This window comes from Microcoleus sp. FACHB-SPT15 (genome assembly GCF_014849525.1).
GTDB classification, from domain to species: domain Bacteria; phylum Cyanobacteriota; class Cyanobacteriia; order Cyanobacteriales; family Coleofasciculaceae; genus Symplocastrum; species Symplocastrum torsivum.
In genome coordinates, this window is record NZ_JACJNU010000007.1 from 223,016 (window position 1) to 242,466 (window position 19,451).

Below are 19,451 nucleotides of genomic sequence, written 5' to 3' on the forward strand. Positions count from 1 at the left end.
GGCCAGTCTAAGAGCAGGAAATTTGTAATTCAGTTGGATAGCTTGAATGAGCTTTTTCCAATGCGCCAGCAACAGACCGGAATGTACTGGCTTTCGATTCATCATAACAGAAATTATGGCTCTTCATCGAGAGAAAGTTGGCGATCGCCTAGCATTTGCCCATACATTAGCCCTTTCGCCCTCACCCTAGCCCTTGTAGGATACTGCTGGCGAATGGTGAGTTTGACTCTTCACTCCAACGAATTTACAGGGTTTACTAGGCAAGCTAAACAAGGCGATCGCCAGCCGAAAGCATTAATTTTTCGTTGAAGTGAGGGGTGTTACTCCTGATTCGCAAGCAATATCCTTGTAGGAAAGAGGTTAAAACTGTACCACGCACAAGTGAGAAAGAACCGCTATGTTCGATTAAAGGGTGATGTCAACAGAGATTTGAGAGCATTCCCTGCTTCTTTCACCTTCTGAGCAATTGGCTGCTCAGTATTTAGGAATACACGAGCACAGTTACGCCCTGGCATTCCAGAAATTGAACCACCTGGATGAGTCCCTGCACCTGTTAGGTATAAGTTATCAATCGGTGTCTTGTAATTCGCAATTTCCGGTAAAGGACGGAAGAAAACCATTTGATCGAGCGTCATGTCGATGTGGTAATAGTTGCCTTTATAGGCTCCCAACCGCTCTCCCAATTCGGCTGGACTTTCCACACGACGAGCCGTAATCGCATTTTTAACATTCGGTGCGTAATCTGCCAATTTATCAATCACTCGGTCAGCGACTTTGTTCTTCAACTCATCGGTCCAACCTGTACCCTTCAATCCTGTTCCTTCTGCCCCAGCAATTTGATAAGGCGCAAAGAACTCAATCCAGAGTGTATGCTTCCCATCTGGTGCCATCGATGGGTCTAGAACTGTTGGCACATCTAGATACATTGAAGGGTTAGAGTCAGGAATCTGCCCCATTGTTGCTAAAGAGTGTGATTCTTCAACATGAGCCACAGAATCAGCAATCAGTACAGAACCAATCAGGTACTCATCTTTGTGATCGAAGCCTTCAAAGCGCGGTATCTCTGATAATGCACAGTCAATCTTGAGGATTGTTTCATTGTTATTGACGATACGTCGCTCTACGCGATCGCGTAGATTGGGGTCTGCGGAAGCCAGATCAGCCGGGTCAACCATTTGCAGGAATAAGCGTCTGGCATCAATATTGGAAATTACGCCTTTCGTCGCGCGATACTCTTTCCCTCCAGCTACCCTCACCCCGACAGCACGACCATCATCTACTAAAACTTGCTCGACGTGTTGGTCTGTTAAGACAACACCACCTTTGCTCTTAACCAGCTTTAATAAGGCTTGAACAAGTGCGCCAGTGCCGCCACGAGGTCGCGCCATACCAGGGTTGTGACGTAGCGCCATCATCATTGCTCCAATCGCAATGGTTTTTTGGGAAGGCGGTGCGCCTAATTCAGCGGCGAGTCTTGCTAGTGGGGCTTTGACAAACTCGGAATCAAACCACTCGTTCAGGATATCTTCTGGACTGGTTAGCATGGTGCGTATCAAGTCCAGTGCCTTATCAACGCCACCCATGAGTGACAAAAGGTCTTGAATGTTTTTCAAGCCATAGTTGCCTGCGATATCGAAAATTGATTTGGGTGGAGCGTTAAAGACGGGAGTAATGCCTTTGATAACGCGCTCCCAGTAGTCACTAAATTCTGCATACTTTTTGGCATCACGTTCGTTAAATCTTGCAATCTCAGCGCAAGTCTTTTCCACCGACTTGTGAGCAAAGAAATAAGTCCCATCTGGATGAGGGCAAAAAGTAACAGGGTCACAGAACAGGTACTCTAACCCGTACTTTTCCAGTTCGAGTTCCTCAACAACAGGTCCTAAGTGAATAAATTCGTGGTCAATCGCACAGAGGTTGAACTTATAACCCGGTGCTTCCTCTGGCATGACTTCTTCGGTCGTTGCTGCCCCGCCAGGGACAGAACGCTTTTCGAGTAACAGGACACTATAACCTGCCTTCAGCAGGTAGGAAGCACAGACCAGACCATTATGACCCGCGCCAATAATAATGACATCGTAAGCTTGCATGTATCTAATAAAGTTCTACTATCTACAACCTAGTAACTTCCTGCATTGTAAAGAAATGAAAACGGACATCTGGTCTATCAGGGGAAGGAGATTGTATTTAGGGAGACTAGGCGAGGGGTAGAAACACTGAGTCTTCACTAATGCTAGGGCTATGATGCGATCGCCCTTTTTGGAGCTATGCCAAAAACAGCCAGCTTTGGCAAGCCTTTAAGTTAAATTTATAAAATTATCTCGATAAATATATTGATGTCAAAATCCTAAAATACACTCTGTATCCGCCATCCACCTATTTCATTACCTAAAAGCTAATATAAAATTGCTGTCAAATAAGCCCAATCAGTCTGGCTGAAACTAATTGCCACAGCTATACTGGCAAAGTCTAGACGTTCTGTGTAACTAGCAAGCCTATAGTAGTATGAATCCTGTTGTTGAAGTTGTTCGACCCTCTGGCATCTTAGACGGAACAAAAGCTGGTCAATTTCGTCAAGAGATTAGTAATCTTGTGGAATCTAATGTCGATATCGTATTGATTGATTTCCAAGATGTTACGTTCATGGATAGCTCAGGTTTAGGGGCGCTTGTCCTGGCACTGAAGACAGTTCGTGCTGCCGGAGGCAAGCTTTTTGTTTGCTCAGTCAATGAACAAATAAAAATGTTATTTGAATTGACTAGCATGGATCGTGTTTTTGAAATTTTTCCAACGCGAGAAGACTTCGATAACACTGTTATTGCCAAAAGTTAAGGCAAGATTCCTCTTGCCTAAGGAAGATAATTAATCGAAGTTGATTTCTAGCAAGGACAAATCATCATCAAAATAGTCTTTGGGATTCACAGATTTGAGGGAATGCAACACTTGTTCTAGATTAGAGCTACTCTTATTTCGACAGTCTAGTAGTAGCTGAATAAATGGATCGAGTCCCCAAATGGTGCCATCCGCTTGATTAATCTCGTAAATCCCATCACTAAAAATATACAGGGTGCTAGATTTTGCGACTTCGCAGCATTGATCAACATAACTGGCATCCGGAAACATGCCAACGGGTAAACTCATCGTTCTCAAGCGTTTTACTTCCAGGGACGACGTTGTTGTTGGACTCCCACTCAGCAATACAGCGGGTGGATGTCCAGCACTAGAATAGACAAGTTCACGCTTAACCCGGTTATATACCCCGTACCAGATGGTGAAGTACTTATCATTGCGCTGAGTCATCTGGAACGTTTCATTTAATCCCCTCAGCACATCGCTGGGTTGATAGTAATTAATCTTCGGAAGCGCTCGCGACCTCAGCAAATTCAACACCGAAAGTGTGGGTAGCGCTGCCCTCAAACCATGTCCGGCTGCATCCAAGAGATAAATTGCCAGATGCTCTGGATCAAGCCAATAATAATCAAAGCCATCACCTCCTAGCTGCCGTGACGGAATGAAGCGCGCATCAATCGTCACTGGCGGTTCTGTCAGTTCGTCAGGCAGAATTGAACGCACATATTCAGCCGCTTCAGCGAGTTCCGCCTCCAACAATTGTTTCTGAGCTTGCAACTCGTGGCTAGCTTCATGCAACCGCAAGTTTGCTCGTACTCGCGCCTTCAATTCAAGCATTTCGATAGGTTTGCACAGAAAGTCGTCTGCGCCAGCATCCAATCCCTTCACCCGATCTTCAACTGAACCCAGAGAGGTCAGTAAAATAAATATCGTCGTTGAAAGTTCAGGCGTTGCTTTAACTTGGCGACAGACCTCCAGTCCGTTCATGCGTGGCATAATCCAATCGCAAATCACTAAGCCCGGACGTAACTGTCGTGCCTGTTCTAGACCTTCTTCACCGTCGCTGGCAACGGTAACCTCATAACCCTGGTTATGAAGTGTTCGTTTCAACAACATCTGAATAGCTGGGTCGTCATCAATAATCAGAATTTGGTTCATGGGATCGAGGTACTACAAGTCACTCTTGGAGATTGCAGATGCACTCTTATGACAATGAGGGCGGCAACTGGATTCAGTTGCGTGTAGTTTAATGAGTAGGAAGTGGTACAAGTCTCTAGGTTAAGGTATCAATCCTAAAACAGGGATTAAATTCAGGCTAGACTGAGATGTTCTACAGTGTATGGGTGCATTTATGACTAGGTTTTGGTGTTGTTGATGTAAAAGGCTTTGAACAGTTGAAGGACCTGAAGAAATCGAGAAAGCAAGTTCTCACAGACCTTAAAGCGTTAGACGAGGTTTTATCCTGGTTTAACCAACTCGAACAACCGTCTATTCCCAAGAAAGTTTGGTTACAGTGCCAACTCGCCTTGGCGGAAGGTTTTACCAATGCGGTTCGCCATGCCCATAAAAACCTCTCACCTGACGTTCCCATCGATCTCGAAGTCACTCTATTTCCTGAACATTTAGAGATATGCATCTGGGATCAAGGACAACCCTTTGATTTAGAACAGCGTCTTCAGAAATTGGATCGACTCGTAGATGAGCAGGCGGGAGGTGGTCGCGGTATCGCCATTTTGCAGAAAATCGCAGACAAGATCACTTATACCCGTACAAATAACAACCGCAATTGTCTGTTGATTGTGAAGCGCTATCAGGAGATTTGATGGGAAAACGGCGTAAAAACTTCAAATCTTTATGGTAGGTGTTTTAATTTTTAATTATTGCTTCTCACTCCTTACCTCGCACAGGCTGAACAGTTTTGGCTGGATGCTCGCTAGTCATAACAACTGAGACTCCTCCAGAAGGAACAATCGTAATCCCTCGACGTATTGGTCGCACGGGATGTTGCCTTGTTAAGGATAGTTGACAACGGGACAATATTGTGCCTATTACTAGTTTCATCTCAAACATTGAAAATGCAGCTCCAATGCAGCCTCGATAACCACCACCAAAGGGGAAATACTCATAGGGCGAAAATTTTTCATTGAGGAAGCGCTCTGGCTTAAACTCTTTGGGATTAGGAAACGTCTCTGAACGTTGGTGAGCAAGATAAATACAAGGAATCAGAATTACACCTGCATCAAAATGGTAACCTGCCAACGGCAAAGGTTCCAAAGTCCTCCGAGGTGTACAAATTAAAGCAATTGGGTTGATACGCAAGGTTTCGGCACAAACAGCAGTGAGGTAAGGCAGTTGCGCTAAAGCGTCTGGATTTAAGGGATTTCCTAGAGAATTCAGTTCTTCTTGCAGCGTCTTGAGTACAGACGGTGAGGAGTGAATCCAGTAAAACGCCCACGCTAGGACAGCGGCTGTAGTTTCGTAACCGAGTAGTAGCAGGGAGACTAACTGATCGCGTAACTCAACATCACTCATCTGCTGACCGTTCTCGTCATGGGCTGACATGAGCAGTGAGAGGATATCTGTACGAGACTCATCGTAGGTTGATCTGCGATCGCTAATTTCAGCATAAATCAGAGCATCAATTTCTTGACGACGCCGTAGGAACTGCCCCCAAGGACTCCATGCGCCTAAATCTCGTTGTAGAGGCGGAAAGAAAAACAGACTGGAATATAAAGGACTGGTAACGTCTTCCAGAAGTGAACTCAGGAGTTTTTCTAACTGCTGATAGCGCGGACCTGGATTGATACCAAAGACAACCCGCAGAATAATCTGGAGGGTAATCTCTGGCATCACCTTATGCATAGAAAAAGAGGAACCTATTGTCCAGGGTGCTGTTGCCTGCTTAGTAATCTCACAAATTAGCTGACCATAACTTCTCATGCGATCGCCATGAAAGGACGGCATCATCAACTGACGCTGACGCTGATGGCTTCGTCCTTCCTGCAAAATGATTGACTGTTCTCCCATTAGTGGCTCAAATACATGAGTCGCCTTACGAAAGTCTAACTTTGATGAAGGAACAGCAAAAATCTCTTGAATCGCCTGAGGTTGACTGAAAAAGACTACTGGTGGCGAATTTAAACCGAGTACCCGCAAGGTAAAGGGGTCTCCATAGCGCTCGTAACAAGCGTCTAGAAATTCAGTGGGTTGAGCAATGAGTTGAATCGTCTGTAGCAAAGACGGTGTACGAGGGCCGTCGGGCAGTCTCATGAGCGATTAGTGAAACGTTTACACAGTATTCAGTAGAATGCTCTTTCAGCATAACGACCTCGCCGTCAATGTGGACTCATCTTCACACACGCTTTAAGGTCTTGATGAAACTGTTAGTTGTTGTTGGTTATTAGTTATTTATATTCTTTAACAAACAACAAACACAAAGGGCGGATGGAATGACCCTGCCGCCCCTTGCTTGAAGAAGTGGGCTTCGCGCCGCTTTCTGGGATTTTCTACCCTACGGGAAGGCTACGCGAACGGGCTAGTTCTGCTTCACGCTCTTTGTCTTGGCGCTCACCTGTCACCACGAACCGGATGCTGCCAGATGGTGCTGTGACTAAACCTCGACGAGTTGGTCGTACCTCACGATTGTCTGCCAGTGCCAGTTCAAAACGGGACAGTATCTTAGCCAGTACCACCTTCATTTCAAACTGGGCAAATGCTAAACCTATACAGCGTCTAGCACCAGCACCAAACGGCAAATACTCATAAGCCGAAAATTGACGTTCCAAAAAGCGCTCTGGCTTAAACTGCTCCGGTTCGGGGTATAAATCCTCCCGGCGATGCGTCAGATAAATCGAGCCAATCACCACTGTCCCTGGCTCAAAGTCATAACCCATTAGTGATACTGGGACTTTCACCATCCGTGGGAATGTTAGCATCGCAACTGGGTAAATCCGCAGGGTTTCACAGCAAACGGCATTCAGGTAGGGCAGTCGGAAAATGGCACTAGGGTCTGAGTCATCACCCAGACTATCGAGTTCCTGTATCAGCTTCTCGCGCACCGATGGCAACTTGTGAATCCAGTACAATGCCCAAGCCAAGGCAGTTGCCGTCGTTTCGTGACCAGCCACCAACAGCGTCATCAACTCATCACGTAATTCTACATCCATCATTGGCTGACTCGCTTCGTCACGAGCTGCCATTAATAAGCTAAGGATATCTGTCCGAGATGAGTCAAAATGCTCTCGACGTTCCTGAATTTCCTCATAGAGGAGTTTGTCAGTTTGCTGTTTGCGGCGCAGAAATTTGCCCCAAGGAGTCAGTGGACCTAAATCCCGTTGTAGGGCTGGAAGATAAAGCATCGCAGCACTATAGGGAGAACTTGTCTCTTCTAGCAAGGCACTGAGAAATTGCTCCAGTTGTTGACCGCGTGAACCTTCATCCAGACCAAATACGGTTTTCAAGATTACCCGCAATGCGATCGCTTGTGTCGAAGAACGAACGCAGAAGGGCTGCTCACGGCTCCACTGTGTCATGACTTGTTCAGTCACCTCCCCAATTAGCTGTCCATAGGTTCGCATCCGTTCCCCATGAAATGGCGGCATTAATAGCTGGCGCTGACGCTGGTGGCGTGCGCCGCTTAGGCTTATCACCGAGTGCTTTCCTAGAAAGGGCTGGAAAATTTCGTTAAACTCACCGGGGGCATCAAAATGCTGGGAATTGCTCAAAATCTCCTCAAGCGCTTGGGGGTTGCTAACAAACACTACAGGAGCAAAGTCCTTACCTATCTGCAATGTGAATATGTCGCCATACGCCCTAGTACAGGCTTCCATCAATGCCATCGGGCGAGCAATCCACTGAAGCATCTGCACAAAAGGTAGAGCTGACGGACTAGGAGGCAGTTTCATCGGTTATTTAGGGAGTAGTTGACACAGAGCTGATAGTTTTCTGGGATGTCTGTTCTTTAGAGTAACGCCGACCCTGTAAGACCATTCGGATGCCACCAGTGGGAGCAATCGTAAGACCCCGACGTTGGGGTTTCACAGGATTGGAATCTGTTAGAGCTAGCTGATACTTTGACAAAATGGTAGCAAGCACCAGTTTCATTTCCAACTGGGCTAAAGCAAGACCAATGCAGCGTCGATTACCTCCACCGAAGGGCAAGTACTCATAAGGAGAAAATTGACGCTCGATAAACCGTTCGGGTTTAAATTGATTTGGCTCTGGATATAGGTCTTCCCGATGATGGGTCAGGTAAATACAAGCCGCCAACTTTGTATTGGCATCAAAGTGGTGTTGCATAATTTGCACGGCTGAATTGGGTACTCGCAGGAAAGCAAAGGGGACAATTGGGTAAATCCGCAGCGTTTCTGAGCAAACGGCACTAAGATAGGGCAGTTTGGCGATCGCCATTGGTTCTGGGTCATCTCCCAAGCTATCCAGTTCGCTGAGCAGTTTTTCACGCACCAGCGGCAGCGTATGAATCCAGTAAAACGCCCATGCCAAGGCTGTGGCGGTAGTCTCATGACCTGCAACCAAGAGCGTCATCAACTCATCTTGCAACTCCGCATCTGTCATCGGCTGACCATTTTCATCACGAGCCGACATGATTAAACTGAGAACATCGTTGCCAGTAAGTTCTGGTTGTTTACGGCGCTCATTAATCTCGGCTTGGAGGAGGTCGTAAATTTGCTGCCTGCGCCGCATCATCCGTCCCCAGGGACTCCAAGCACCTAAATCCTGTTGCAGGAACTTAAAGAACAACAGGCTTGAGCTTAGGGGGGAGTCAGTCAGATTCAGCATTGCCGCTAGGAGTGGCTTTAGTTGTTGGTAACGCTCTCCTTCGCGCAGACCGAACACGGCATGTAAGATTACCTCTAGGGTAATATCTTGCATGGCAGCGCGTACCTCGAAGGGTTCGCCAATCGTCCACTGACTCGGCACCTGCTTGGCACTTTCACAAATGATTTGACTGTAGGAGTGCATCCGTTCCCCATGAAACGGAGGCATTAACAAACGCCGCTGCCGCTGGTGGTGAGTGCCATCTAGCAATAAGAGGGAGTGCTCCCCTACCAACGGGCGTACAATCCCATTTGTCCGACCGGAGTCAAACTGTTTGGCATCGGCGGTAAAAATCTCCTGAATTGCCTTTGGATCACTGAGGAAGACGATTGGTTCAAAGGTGGCTAGCCGTAACGTAAAGGCGTCTCCATATCGTTTGGCACAGGCATCCAGGTAGCTCAAGGGGTCAGCAATCCACTGGATTAGTTGCAACAATCGTGGTTGCTGCGGACCATCAGGCAGTTTTGTATTAGCCATAACAATTAGCCTCAGCGAACGAGGTTGTGAGAGTGCTCTCAATCTAATGGATAAGATATTTCATTGCTACTAATCTCTGGTGATGTCCTTGGAAGCGTCTTTCTAGACTTGCCAGACTGTACGATCTACCTAATTGAAGCCAATCCTTTAATTCAGGGACGCTGTTATTTGAAGAGGTATCTGAGATTATGACCACTGTTACCCAAGCCCCTAGCTTTTGTGAGGGAATTCAGTATTTTGGTGAAGCATTGCCGGGATTTGAGACGTTTGGCAAGGAAAGTGCGATCGCACAAGGACAAAAGGCGATCGCAAATCCCAATGACGAAAATGCTGTATTTCAAACCCTGTTGGCGGCTGATGCCCTACGCTACTTGATATTGCACGTTACGGCTAGTAAATCATCAGGACATCCGGGAGGCTTTGCTAGTCAGGCGGAAGCTTATGCAGCTCTGGTAATGTTGGGTTACAAAAACATCTTGACAGAAGTCGGACATCATGCTCCAGGCTTCTATAGTGCCATGTTCCTCGACCGTTCGTTAGAGGATATGGGAATTTCAACAGTACAGCAATTGTGCGATCGCTTCCGGGAACAAGATGGGCTTTTGGGTCACCTTTCTGGTCAAATCCCTGGACTTCTCTCGCCTGCTGGTCCCTTAGGACAAGGACAGCACTTCGCGATGTCGGCGGCTTTACTCAACAACGGCACCCTCTTCCCCTTCACTATTGGTGATGGTGGGATTGGCGAACCCTATGTGATGAGTAGCATGGCTCACTTCCACACAGCGTTTCCCAGTGTGACGAACTTCTTGCCTGTGCTGGTGTGGAATGGCTTTAGCCAAGAACACCACAGCATGGTTTCCACCCAGTCCAACGAAAAGATGATTGAGTACTGGCGGGGTAACGGGTTTGAAAATGTCATCTTAGTTAATGCTAAGGACTATGATGATGCCAATCAGCCAGGTGATTATGTCGATAGCACGGCTTTCTCTTTTGAACAGCGGCTTGCCTTCACCAAAGCGGTTCTCAATGCGGCTGATGAAGCGGCGAAGTCTGCCCTTGGTGGCACCTTGACTGTGTTGATTATCAAACAACTCAAAGGTGCAGGTGTCCATGATCGGGGGGCAAAATCTCACAACCTCTATGCCCATCACACCTTAGAGAGTGAGGATATTGTAGGGGCATTGAAAGTCCGTGCGCTGACTCCTGAAGCGTGGGAACTGGTGCGGACTAATTTTGAACGCGCTGGTGGAGGTTCCGCTAGTCGGGTTGCCGTTACAGAAAAAGTGCGAGCGCTTCCAGAACTCGGTAAACTTCCTCTGGAAGAATTCACAGTCGGGGGTGAGAAAAAAGTCGCCACTACAGCAATGGGTGCGATCGTTGGAGCAGTGGGACTGCATGACACCTCGTTTATCGTCACCAACGCTGATGGGAACGAAGCCTCTGGGATTGCTAACATCAACAAAGCGCTGCAAATCCTCCACCCCACCACAGACGATCGCTACTTCCAAAGTCCAGCAGGACGAGTGTATGAACCGCTAAGTGAAGATGCCTGTGCAGGTTTAGCATCTGGGATTGCCCTGATGGGAGGGCGCAGTCTCTGGTGTTCCTACGAAGCCTTTGCGATTAATGGCTTACCGATTTGGCAGACAGTAACTCAGGCGATGGCAGAATTGCGTCGCCCAACACCTTCTAATATTTGCCTATTCACCGCAGGGGCTTTGGAACAGGGACGTAACGGTTGGACGCACCAACGCCCGGAAATTGAAGCCTATCTGGCAGCGATGATGCGTAACGGCAATATCTTCCCCATCTTTCCCCCTGATGCCAATAGCATCCAAGTAGCGTTTGAGTGGGCATTAGGTACCAAGAACAAAGGCATCATTATCACTGCCAGCAAATCTCCCTTACCCATCTACACCACCTTTGAGCAAGCCCGTCAGGGACTGCAGGATGGTGGCATTGTCTTGCATGAGGCAGCAGGTGAGAAGACAGTTGTCTTTGCCGTAGTGGGAGATATGAGTCTCCTCCCAGTGTTTGAAGCGGCTAAACAGCTTGCTTCTCAAGGTATTGGTGTTCGGATTGTCTCTGTAATCAGTCCTCGCCGCCTCTACCGTCCCTCTGATGTTTTATGGGAAGCGGCTTCCGAATCGGATGGTGATTTCCTGGATGATGCTGGATTTGAAACGATGTTTGGCGGTGATGCTTTAATCGGTGTGACTGGCGGTGCCGCTGGGATGCTGGAACCTTTGATGCTGCGGAGTAGTGCAAAACGGGATGTTTTCGCTTGGAAGCGAGGTGAAACTACTGCTACTCCTGGTCAGATTATGGAGTTTAACGGGTTGTCACCTGAAGCTTTGGCAAAACGTGCGATCGAGTTAGTACATTAAGCTGGAGGTGATGCCCCTGCCTAGTTTCGGCTGGGTGGGGGCTAGTCATCAGAAAGTAGGAGCGCTACACCTATGACGGCACAATCTATAGAAGAAATTATCTCTGTTAACGCACAACGTTTTGTCTTACCGGGTCGTCACAGTTGGCAGCAATTCAAGGCGATTCAAGGCTTGATGGCAGAGGTGCCAGGTGTACGAGTATCTTGTCTTGATGGGTGTGTGGAACTGATGACGATTGGTGAAGACCATGAAATTATTAAAACTATTATTGGTTTGTTGCTAGGACTCTACTTTCTAGAAAGGCGAATTGAGTTTATTCCTGTAGGCAGTGCAACTCGTGAGTCAGAAGTTAAAGGGACTTCATTTGAGCCAGATCAGTCGTATTACATCGGAGAAAGAAAAGAACATCCCGATCTTGCTATCGAAGTAGCTTTTACTAGTGGCAATACTAAGAAACTAGAAAAATATAAGCGATTGAAGATTGCTGAAGTTTGGTTTTGGGAAAATAACAAACTTTCTCTATACCATTTTCGTGGAGAAGACTATGAACTTATTTCCCGTAGCGAGTTCCTGCAAGATTTAGATTTAGACTTGCTGGTACGCTGTGTACTAATGCCCTCACAGCTTGAGGCGATGACAGAGTTTCTCAATGCAATTCGACAGTAGGAAGATAGATGAGTAAGCTGTCACGCATTTAAATTGGGTATCAGTAACAACCAAGATGGTCGCACTACAAGGATTCTGTAATTATTGACAATAAGCTTTAAATGATGAACAGCTTATTAATATTCTTTTTTGCTGTGGCATATACAGACGATCCCTGGAGTGAAGACTTAAATCCTGTAGAGCTTTATTCATTACTGAAAATGTTATATGATCACTACAGCTCAATACAGCTCAATCGTCACTCGCTGAGTCGTCCTCGTCTTACCCTGCTGTAGCTGGATATTGTCAATTCTATCTTTATCTTTTATTTGCTTTAGCCCAAGATGAAACGCGATCGCATTTCTGATTATCCAATTCATTAAACAAGACGCTGGTTAAGCACTTAGGCAATCACCAGCGTCTTGTTTAAAACTAATTCCTAGCCTTCATTCATACCTAACGCCTTGCAGCGCTTCTACCAGGCCCAGTAATTGCGTCTCTCATCGCCTGGAAAATATGGACTTGATCCACAGCACCGGAGACACCCGGAACATCAAAGCCATAAGCATTGTAGCCGTCGCCGATGTAGTTTGAAAGCGTGGATTTTCCACCTTGGAAATACACAGGCACTATGCGATTGGTGTGGCTACCCCAACCATACTTAACATTCGGGTCAGAACCCCAGAAGTGTCCCGCTGCGGCTGGATTGTCCTCATTGGTGAGCGCTTCGGCACCCTTTTGTGCCAATAACTGAGGGAAGTTGTCATTTAAAGTGAGGTAGTGGTCGTGGTCAGCCGTGACGATAAGGACGTTCTTCTGCCAGCCACCATTTTGATTGATCCAATCAATCACGGCTTGGACAGATTTGTCGAAGTCGTTCATTGTGCCGATTAGGTTGTCGATATTGTTGTCGTGAGCAGCCCAATCGATGTCGCCGCCTTCAACCATCAGCCAGAAGCCATCTTTATCCTTACTCAAGACTTCAAGAGCTGCATTGGTCAAATCCTCCAGTGTGGGATTTTCTGCAACTTCTCTGGCAATAAACTGAGCATCCGTTTCACCAGGAGATAGCGGGCGAACTGTATCCGGGTTTTGACCCTGTGTAGAGAATACGGAGAAGTTGTCTAACCCCGTATTGCTGTAGTCACCATTTGCTGAACTGGTTGGTAAGTTACCGTTTTGTCCACGAGCGCCATACAATCCCAATAAGCGATCGCCTGATTCGGGTTCAAGTCCCCTCGCTGTATCAAGCAACTTCTGGGCGGCATCAGGTCCACGCTCTAAGAAGGTGTAGCCGTAGCGGTTATTGTTGGGCTTTGAACTTAGTTCGTTGTAGGTTGACTCCTTGATGTAGGTGTATTGATAAACAGGACCCACGTTGGTTCTATTTTCAAAATCAAGGGGATGACCGCCACCCAATAACACCGTAGGCTGGTAGATTCGCAGAGCCTCTTGCAGAATGTTGTCTAAGGCAGGGAAATCGTTATCGTACTTGGAGCGACGGTTAACGGTAGCTTCCGCCGCACCGGGGGTAGCATGGTCAATCGGCACAGACGTAACCAAGCCCGTAGATTTGCCTTGTTCAGCGGCAATTTGCCGAATTGTGACCAAATCTCTCTCGAAAACATCTACTGCGATCGCATTGTTGTAGCTCTTGACCCCGGTGTAAAGCGTTGTCGCTGTGTTGGCAGAGTCAGGATAGCTGAACTTGATGTACTCGTTATCAAACCCATTAGCAGCCGCTTGTGTGGGACTGATGGGAGTCCAGGGATTTGGGCCACCTCGCTGTGGGTCGTAACCGACAAGATTACCACCAGAGGTACTACCGCCAGTGGGAGTAGTGCCAGGATTGAAGGGTAGAGGATTAAAGGAAAAACCAGGGCGTACAGGACTTTGTCCTGTTTCAAGATTGGAATTATCTAGGGCTGAGTTCCCTGTGCTGTAAACGCCATCTGCACCAGGAATGGTTGTTCCATAGGTAGTAGCAAAGGTGTAGCCCGACAGGTTTTGAAAGCTCAGACCTCTGCCTTTGCCACTGTTGTACAACGGAGTCCCTTTGGCGATTGCTGCTGCACGAGCCATCTCCCAGCCCATGCCATCACCGATCATGAGGATGACATTCGTGTTATTGCCGTTAGCAGCTAACGCAGACGGTGTTGGCAGCCCTAACACGAATGAAGTCGTACAAAATAGGCTAGCACATAGCAAAGCTAGCCACCGTAAGTGCCTTCCAAGCAACGGAATCATACAGTGCCTCTTAAAATAATCTTGGTTGAGTTGTTTGCAAGCGGCAGATTTTGCCGTGAGTCATGTAGCAATCAGCAGTCAGCTTTCAGCAATCAGCTTTTAGCTCTCATCGGTGAAGGGGGCGAAGACTAACAAGAGACATCATGAACTTTCATACACAACGAAACGATGAAAGTTTGTTTCCAATCCCTAGTCCCTAATCCCCATTTTCAAGAGTGATCGCATCATTGATAAAAGTTAGGCTCTAAGTGAGAGGCAGCAAATTCCTCAAACGCCCGATTGCTCCAAGCCGCTAACTTAGCCTTCGTGTCAAAATGCTTTACTGTTTCAACACGGTTGCTGCTACTAATAGCAGTTGCAGGTTGCCAAACAGAAGGCAAAGCAAACAAAAGCGTACATAACAGACCTGCAACAAACCAAGCGACGCGCCGCAAAGGTCTTCTCTTGAGTGAAATCATGGTGATGCCTCTAAAAAAATTCAGATAGGTTGAGCTAGTTGTTGGATGTTTGATTCGTTACGCCTAAACTTAACTAGCGGATAACGAATCATTCGTAGAAATTCGGTTCTCTGTCCGTCATTGAGGCGCCAACTGGATCGAAGGCGGGAACAGGTGCTGCTGATGCTGTTGCAATCGGTTGTTGGGGTTTAATGAAGCCAAGCAGTATCTCAGCACTCCCGAAATACTGAGTCCAAGCATGAAGTCTAGGTTCTGCTTGCCAACTGGAACGAGAGACACGAGAAGACAATAACGGCACTTCCTGCCCATTGTATTCACCCACAATCATCACAGAAACTTCCGTAACACTAGGACTTTCAGCAAATGACTGTTCAATAAACTCAAGGGCAATAGATTCTGCCTGCTGCATCAAAGCTTCAAAGTTTTGACTACCTTGGGCACTGAGGACAAATGCTTCCTGTCGGGGTTCAGCCCAAGCAGAAGAGGGTAGCGCCATGTTTAAAGCCATAAGCGCACTTAGGCTAATAGAGAGCGAAAATACGCTCAAAATTTTGTGCAGACTGCCCATAGTTATCAAGGAAACGCCTTTCCCTCACACAGCTTTCTGCCGACGACGGAAAGCCACCACCGAACTTGCTGCTACTAAAATTGCCACTACACTGCCCGGTTCGGGAACCTTGCTAACATTGGCACTGATTTGAGCTTGTCCAACTACCGTTCCTGCTAGTTGTTCGCTTAAGTCAGAACCTACATAGTTGGTGAGTAAATTGGCAAATTCCTGCGACAGCAGCACGTCTACATTAGCAATCTCTAAATCCTTGTTATCTTCTAGCACGGGATTAGCATTTAGGGCTAAGTCAAATAGCGGCAGTCCAGTTGTGAAAGTATCTCTAATGGAGAAACCGTTATCAAACCCGATGGAGAAGTTGCCAATTTCTAGGGGAGAGAACAGAGTTAGTTGTTCCGTGTCTACGTCAAAAACCAAGCTACCGACGTGTTCAATTGCACCACTTAAGGGGCTAAGAACACTGGTTGCCCCGTCGTAGTTAAACGTGAAGTCAGTACCCAGAAACGTTGAACTGCGGGGAAGGATGTCAAAGCCGAAGTCAAAGCCGCTTGCTGGGGTGACTGTGTTGTTTGCTGAGTTGAATGACAAACCGAGAGACTCTAGCACCTCCAAGGCGCTTTCATCAATACTGAGGCTGGTGACACCAGACTCAACCTGATAGGTAGCCGTCTGGGCTTGAACAGCTAGCTGTGCGGAAAATACAGCTGTGGTTGTCAATCCAAGAATTATAGGAAGATGGAAACGCATAGGTTAGGGATTAAAAGAGTACGAAGGGGAACAATTACTCAATCATTGATGTGTCTAGAATTTATCGATATAGTCTCCATTCTTTCGGGTTAACTGGGTGATTAAATTGCCACTCAATAAAGGGTGGAGTTCCATAACCTCAGTAGAATTACGATGAGTTAGCTGCAAGGTTGATTCACGAATATCAAACTCTTGCTCAAGGTGGGTTTGTAGCTGCTTTGTTAAGCGATCGCGTTCTCCACCACCGATCGCATCGACGGTAAGATGAGCACACAATGCTACTTGACCCGAACTAATTGTCCAGATATGTAGCTTTTCGACTTGACAAACTGCCTCAAATCCTTTAATCGCTGCTTCTACCCTAGTCGGGTCAATTGAGCGAGGTGAATACTCCATCAGCACTTCTAGGCTGTCCTTAACCAGGGGGAAGGCACTGAAACTGACTGAGCAGACAATTAGTAAACTGACTCCAGCATCCACCCAAGTCCAGTTGAACAAGTAAACGACCAAGGCAGCGAGAATGACACCCACAGAACTTGCGGTGTCTACCAAAACATGGAGGAAAGCACCTCGAATGTTTAGATCGTTACGGCTGGCTTTGTGCAGTAATGCAATGTTGATACCGTTTACCGCCAGAGCAACTCCCGCCACTACTAGCATTGGCAAGCCTAATACAGGTTCAGGAGAGTGAAATCGTTCCACTGCTTCCTTGGCGATGACAACTGCAATTGTAAGCAAAGCCAAACCATTCACCAACGCCGCTAGAATTTCTACGCGATGATAGCCAAACGTTGCTTGCTTTGTTGCTGGTCGCTGTGCAAGCCAAGTTGCCAGCAGTGATATCCCTAGGGCTATTACATCTGAAAACAGATGTCCCGCGTCTGCTAATAACGACAAGCTGTGACTATGTAGCCCGATTAGCAACTCCGCTATAAATAGGCTACTCAGTAAAGCGATCGCGAGCCACAGTAGTTGCATTTTTTGCCTACTCTGTATAGCTTGCGTATCGGTTAAATATGAAAAATCACAGCAGGGGCGTATAGCAGTAGTGCGATATCTGTTGGAATGCCCCTCAAGCAGAAGCGTCATTTAATGTTTTGCCTTTACATGGTATCCCTGAACATCCATGCATATTAAATGACCTTGACATTAAGAAACTACTATTTTCCGGTTAAATCTAATATAAAGAGTATTAAAGAGACGAAAATAATTATCTGGAATTTTGGTTATTTTGCAGAGAAAAAACATTAATTTCACCAAAAAATCATAGAATAATATGGTTGAGTAAAATTATTTTTATACTAAATAAAAGCCTTTGCTGTTAATAGCTTAAGCAAATATGCACTCCACGAATGGTTTGCACTTATAGCAGAAAGTCGTCAGCTATCAACTTTTTTGTTTTCCTTGCTCTCTCTAGGTTCTACACACGTGTTATCAACTATAAAAAAGAATGCAATAACAGGATTTTCTATTATTTGCCGTAGTCTATAGATTCTAGAAGCGCAATCACTTTTTCAAATTTAAGTTGTTGGCGCTCATTTCTCGGCTAGCCAGTAGTTGAAGCTACCTGGAACATTAGTAATAGGTTCCTTGAAGGCGATCGCTGTCGATTCTATTGCCCTTTTAGCCGAGCGGCTAAGCGTGATCGAGAGCGATCTTTGGCAAGGGTAAGCAAATGGTGAAACAGGTTCTGCCCGGTTTCGACTCAAACGAGAGCGTTCCCTGGTGGCGATTCTCCACAATCCTCCGTGCCGTTTCCAACCCTAGCCCAGAACCCTGTCCGACTGATTTGGTGGTGAAGAAGGGTTCAAAAATGCGCGTTTGAATCTCAGGCGGAATGCCGCATCCTGAATCAGTAATGTCCACGTGGACAAAGCGATCGTGCAGATGAGTCGTAATTTCAAGCAGTCCCTTGCCATCCATCGCATCGATCGCATTATCAATTAAGTTTGTCCACACTTGATTGAGTTCGCTACCAAAGGCAAGGATTTTCGGAACCTGTTGGTCGTAATGACGTTGAACCTGGATGCCGCACTTGAGTTTGTGAGCAAACAACCGCAACGTATCTTCTAACCCTTGATGCAGATTAACCTCTTGCTGAATACCCTGATCCAGGTAAGAGTACGACTTCATTGCCTGCACCAGTTCGGAAATCCGTTCCGCTCCGCGCAAACCATGTTTAATCATCGATATCACTTCAAATGAGAGCGCTAGCCAGTGCAATCCTATTTCCCGCATCTCAGTGGAGTCGTTGCGCCAACGCTCCATGAGCTGATTCAAGGTATCGACCTCAATGCCACCTTCCGCTAACGGCTCTGCCAGTTTCCAAGCCTGCTTCACCCCATAGTCTTCCAGCCAGTCCAGCAGAACGGTTTCGCGATCGCTCAAGGTTACGAAGTCTACGCGATCGTTGAGAATCGCCTCATAGCCTTGATCGCGCACCTGCAACCAATGCTGAGTATGCGCTTGTTCAACTTGGCGTTGTCCATAAACTAAGTTCATCCGTTGAAGTTCCAGGACGGCACTTGGCATTTCCCGCAAGGCACGAACGAGGGCGGCGGCTGGATTGTTGAGTTCATGAGCTAATCCAGCAGCAAGTGTCCCTAACGCTGCCATCTTTTCACGTCCGCGAATGAAGGACTCTAGTCCACGAGTCCGTTGCTGTACGATGCGAAATACCATTTGCTCAAAATCGCGACATTCATGCAGTAGTTTGAGGAAGTCATCTGCCTCAATTTTGTAAATTCTACAGTCTGTTACTGCCCGCATCGTCACCGGCACAGGTTCATCGGTCAGGGCTGTAATTTCACCAAAGAAAGATGGTGCTTCATGTTGCCCCACAGGGATATCAATGCCTTCACTGCGGCGGGTAATGCTCATTTGACCAGCAACCAGGATAAACAAGCCACAGGAAACTTCTCCTTCACGCACCAGGATCTTCCCAGCACGAAGTTCAACAGTTTGGGCGCGTTCACAGACCCACTCTAATCGCTCTTGGGGAAGCCGTTGAAACGGGTCTAGGTTTACCAAGTCTTCAACACATAGCATAGGAATCTCCTTGAGCTAAATCGACAGCCACGTAGCGATGAATGAATTAAAGAGCGATCGCACCTTCATTTACTTACAGAAAAATAAGCAAAGCCCACCTCTTTCAAAGGTGGGATGTAGCGTATGCACTTTTAAGTGCAGTCAGTCTCTCTTCTTCCTGTAAACAGTAACTTTTTCAACCCCTAC

At 46.8% G+C, this 19,451-nt stretch carries 17 protein-coding genes; 5 read left to right on the forward strand and 12 right to left on the reverse strand.

The annotated features are described in order from the left end of the window. Positions 1-60 precede the first annotated feature (60 nt). Positions 61-309, forward strand: a complete 249-nt coding sequence (locus H6F98_RS03580) for a hypothetical protein (RefSeq protein WP_192217293.1) — start codon at positions 61-63, stop codon at positions 307-309. An 86-nt stretch (positions 310-395) separates the two neighbouring features. Here H6F98_RS03580 and crtO read toward each other — a convergent pair whose 3' ends face one another. Continuing rightward, positions 396-2,090, reverse strand: a complete 1,695-nt coding sequence (gene crtO, locus H6F98_RS03585) for a beta-carotene ketolase CrtO (RefSeq protein WP_192217294.1) — start codon at positions 2,088-2,090, stop codon at positions 396-398. 415 nt (positions 2,091-2,505) lie between these two features. On the opposite strand from crtO, the gene H6F98_RS03590 reads away from it, so the two are divergent. Continuing rightward, positions 2,506-2,832, forward strand: a complete 327-nt coding sequence (locus H6F98_RS03590; protein ID WP_192217295.1) for an STAS domain-containing protein — start codon at positions 2,506-2,508, stop codon at positions 2,830-2,832. A 30-nt stretch (positions 2,833-2,862) separates the two neighbouring features. Here H6F98_RS03590 and H6F98_RS03595 read toward each other — a convergent pair whose 3' ends face one another. Next, entirely contained in the window at positions 2,863-4,008 is a 1,146-nt protein-coding gene (locus H6F98_RS03595) for a PP2C family protein-serine/threonine phosphatase (protein WP_192217296.1), read from the reverse strand. Between the two features lie 236 nt (positions 4,009-4,244). On the opposite strand from H6F98_RS03595, the gene H6F98_RS03600 reads away from it, so the two are divergent. Beyond that, a complete protein-coding gene (locus H6F98_RS03600; protein ID WP_192217297.1) occupies positions 4,245-4,673 on the forward strand; it encodes an anti-sigma regulatory factor in 429 nt (142 codons plus the stop codon). Positions 4,674-4,737: 64 nt separating this feature from the next. Here the strand turns inward: H6F98_RS03600 and H6F98_RS03605 are convergent, their stop codons facing one another. The 3 genes from H6F98_RS03605 to H6F98_RS03615 all read right to left on the reverse strand — a co-directional run bounded on the left by H6F98_RS03605 (position 4,738) and on the right by H6F98_RS03615 (position 9,165). Continuing rightward, positions 4,738-6,120 (reverse strand): cytochrome P450, encoded by a 1,383-nt coding sequence (locus H6F98_RS03605; RefSeq protein ID WP_192217298.1) that lies wholly within the window; start codon positions 6,118-6,120, stop codon positions 4,738-4,740. Positions 6,121-6,356: 236 nt separating this feature from the next. Then, positions 6,357-7,754, reverse strand: a complete 1,398-nt coding sequence (locus H6F98_RS03610) for a cytochrome P450 (protein WP_192217299.1) — start codon at positions 7,752-7,754, stop codon at positions 6,357-6,359. Positions 7,755-7,761: 7 nt separating this feature from the next. Then, positions 7,762-9,165: a cytochrome P450 gene (locus tag H6F98_RS03615; RefSeq protein WP_192217300.1), complete on the reverse strand. Its 1,404-nt coding sequence runs from the start codon at positions 9,163-9,165 to the stop codon at positions 7,762-7,764. A gap of 188 nt (positions 9,166-9,353) precedes the next feature. Here H6F98_RS03615 and H6F98_RS03620 point away from each other — a divergent pair, with 188 nt between their 5' ends. Beyond that, on the forward strand, positions 9,354-11,552 hold the full coding sequence (locus H6F98_RS03620; protein WP_192217301.1) for a phosphoketolase: 2,199 nt from the start codon (positions 9,354-9,356) through the stop codon (positions 11,550-11,552). A gap of 72 nt (positions 11,553-11,624) precedes the next feature. After that, the gene (locus H6F98_RS03625; protein WP_192217302.1) at positions 11,625-12,218 is read left to right on the forward strand and encodes a Uma2 family endonuclease; all 594 of its coding nucleotides are present in this window, start codon (positions 11,625-11,627) and stop codon (positions 12,216-12,218) included. 221 nt (positions 12,219-12,439) lie between these two features. Here the strand turns inward: H6F98_RS03625 and H6F98_RS03630 are convergent, their stop codons facing one another. From H6F98_RS03630 to H6F98_RS03660, 7 genes are all read right to left on the reverse strand, one after another. After that, positions 12,440-12,577: a hypothetical protein gene (locus H6F98_RS03630; RefSeq protein WP_192217303.1), complete on the reverse strand. Its 138-nt coding sequence runs from the start codon at positions 12,575-12,577 to the stop codon at positions 12,440-12,442. A gap of 76 nt (positions 12,578-12,653) precedes the next feature. Further along, positions 12,654-14,444, reverse strand: coding sequence for an alkaline phosphatase (locus H6F98_RS03635; protein ID WP_192217304.1), 1,791 nt, complete (start codon positions 14,442-14,444; stop codon positions 12,654-12,656). 224 nt (positions 14,445-14,668) lie between these two features. Continuing rightward, on the reverse strand, positions 14,669-14,902 hold the full coding sequence (locus tag H6F98_RS03640) for a hypothetical protein (RefSeq protein ID WP_192217305.1): 234 nt from the start codon (positions 14,900-14,902) through the stop codon (positions 14,669-14,671). Between the two features lie 88 nt (positions 14,903-14,990). Further along, on the reverse strand, positions 14,991-15,410 hold the full coding sequence (locus H6F98_RS03645) for a hypothetical protein (protein ID WP_192217306.1): 420 nt from the start codon (positions 15,408-15,410) through the stop codon (positions 14,991-14,993). An 84-nt stretch (positions 15,411-15,494) separates the two neighbouring features. Beyond that, positions 15,495-16,187, reverse strand: a complete 693-nt coding sequence (locus H6F98_RS03650; protein WP_192217307.1) for a PEP-CTERM sorting domain-containing protein — start codon at positions 16,185-16,187, stop codon at positions 15,495-15,497. Between the two features lie 84 nt (positions 16,188-16,271). Then, positions 16,272-17,195: a cation diffusion facilitator family transporter gene (locus tag H6F98_RS03655; protein WP_199348266.1), complete on the reverse strand. Its 924-nt coding sequence runs from the start codon at positions 17,193-17,195 to the stop codon at positions 16,272-16,274. Positions 17,196-17,852: 657 nt separating this feature from the next. Then, positions 17,853-19,265, reverse strand: a complete 1,413-nt coding sequence (locus H6F98_RS03660) for a sensor histidine kinase (protein WP_192217309.1) — start codon at positions 19,263-19,265, stop codon at positions 17,853-17,855. Positions 19,266-19,451: the final 186 nt, after the last annotated feature.

Bases quoted from the DNA above. Each gene is read 5' to 3' on its own strand.
- H6F98_RS03625 (WP_192217302.1), top strand. From the start codon at position 11,625: ATGACGGCACAATCTATAGAAGAAATTATCTCTGTTAACGCACAACGT.
- H6F98_RS03645 (WP_192217306.1), bottom strand. From the start codon at position 15,410: ATGGCTTTAAACATGGCGCTACCCTCTTCTGCTTGGGCTGAACCCCGA.
- H6F98_RS03595 (WP_192217296.1), bottom strand. From the start codon at position 4,008: ATGAACCAAATTCTGATTATTGATGACGACCCAGCTATTCAGATGTTG.
- H6F98_RS03590 (WP_192217295.1), top strand. From the start codon at position 2,506: ATGAATCCTGTTGTTGAAGTTGTTCGACCCTCTGGCATCTTAGACGGA.
- H6F98_RS03605 (WP_192217298.1), bottom strand. From the start codon at position 6,120: ATGAGACTGCCCGACGGCCCTCGTACACCGTCTTTGCTACAGACGATT.
- H6F98_RS03615 (WP_192217300.1), bottom strand. From the start codon at position 9,165: ATGGCTAATACAAAACTGCCTGATGGTCCGCAGCAACCACGATTGTTG.
- crtO (WP_192217294.1), bottom strand. From the start codon at position 2,090: ATGCAAGCTTACGATGTCATTATTATTGGCGCGGGTCATAATGGTCTG.
- H6F98_RS03640 (WP_192217305.1), bottom strand. From the start codon at position 14,902: ATGATTTCACTCAAGAGAAGACCTTTGCGGCGCGTCGCTTGGTTTGTT.
- H6F98_RS03655 (WP_199348266.1), bottom strand. From the start codon at position 17,195: ATGCAACTACTGTGGCTCGCGATCGCTTTACTGAGTAGCCTATTTATA.
- H6F98_RS03620 (WP_192217301.1), top strand. From the start codon at position 9,354: ATGACCACTGTTACCCAAGCCCCTAGCTTTTGTGAGGGAATTCAGTAT.
- H6F98_RS03660 (WP_192217309.1), bottom strand. From the start codon at position 19,265: ATGCTATGTGTTGAAGACTTGGTAAACCTAGACCCGTTTCAACGGCTT.
- H6F98_RS03610 (WP_192217299.1), bottom strand. From the start codon at position 7,754: ATGAAACTGCCTCCTAGTCCGTCAGCTCTACCTTTTGTGCAGATGCTT.
- H6F98_RS03630 (WP_192217303.1), bottom strand. From the start codon at position 12,577: ATGAATTGGATAATCAGAAATGCGATCGCGTTTCATCTTGGGCTAAAG.
- H6F98_RS03635 (WP_192217304.1), bottom strand. From the start codon at position 14,444: ATGATTCCGTTGCTTGGAAGGCACTTACGGTGGCTAGCTTTGCTATGT.
- H6F98_RS03580 (WP_192217293.1), top strand. From the start codon at position 61: ATGCGCCAGCAACAGACCGGAATGTACTGGCTTTCGATTCATCATAAC.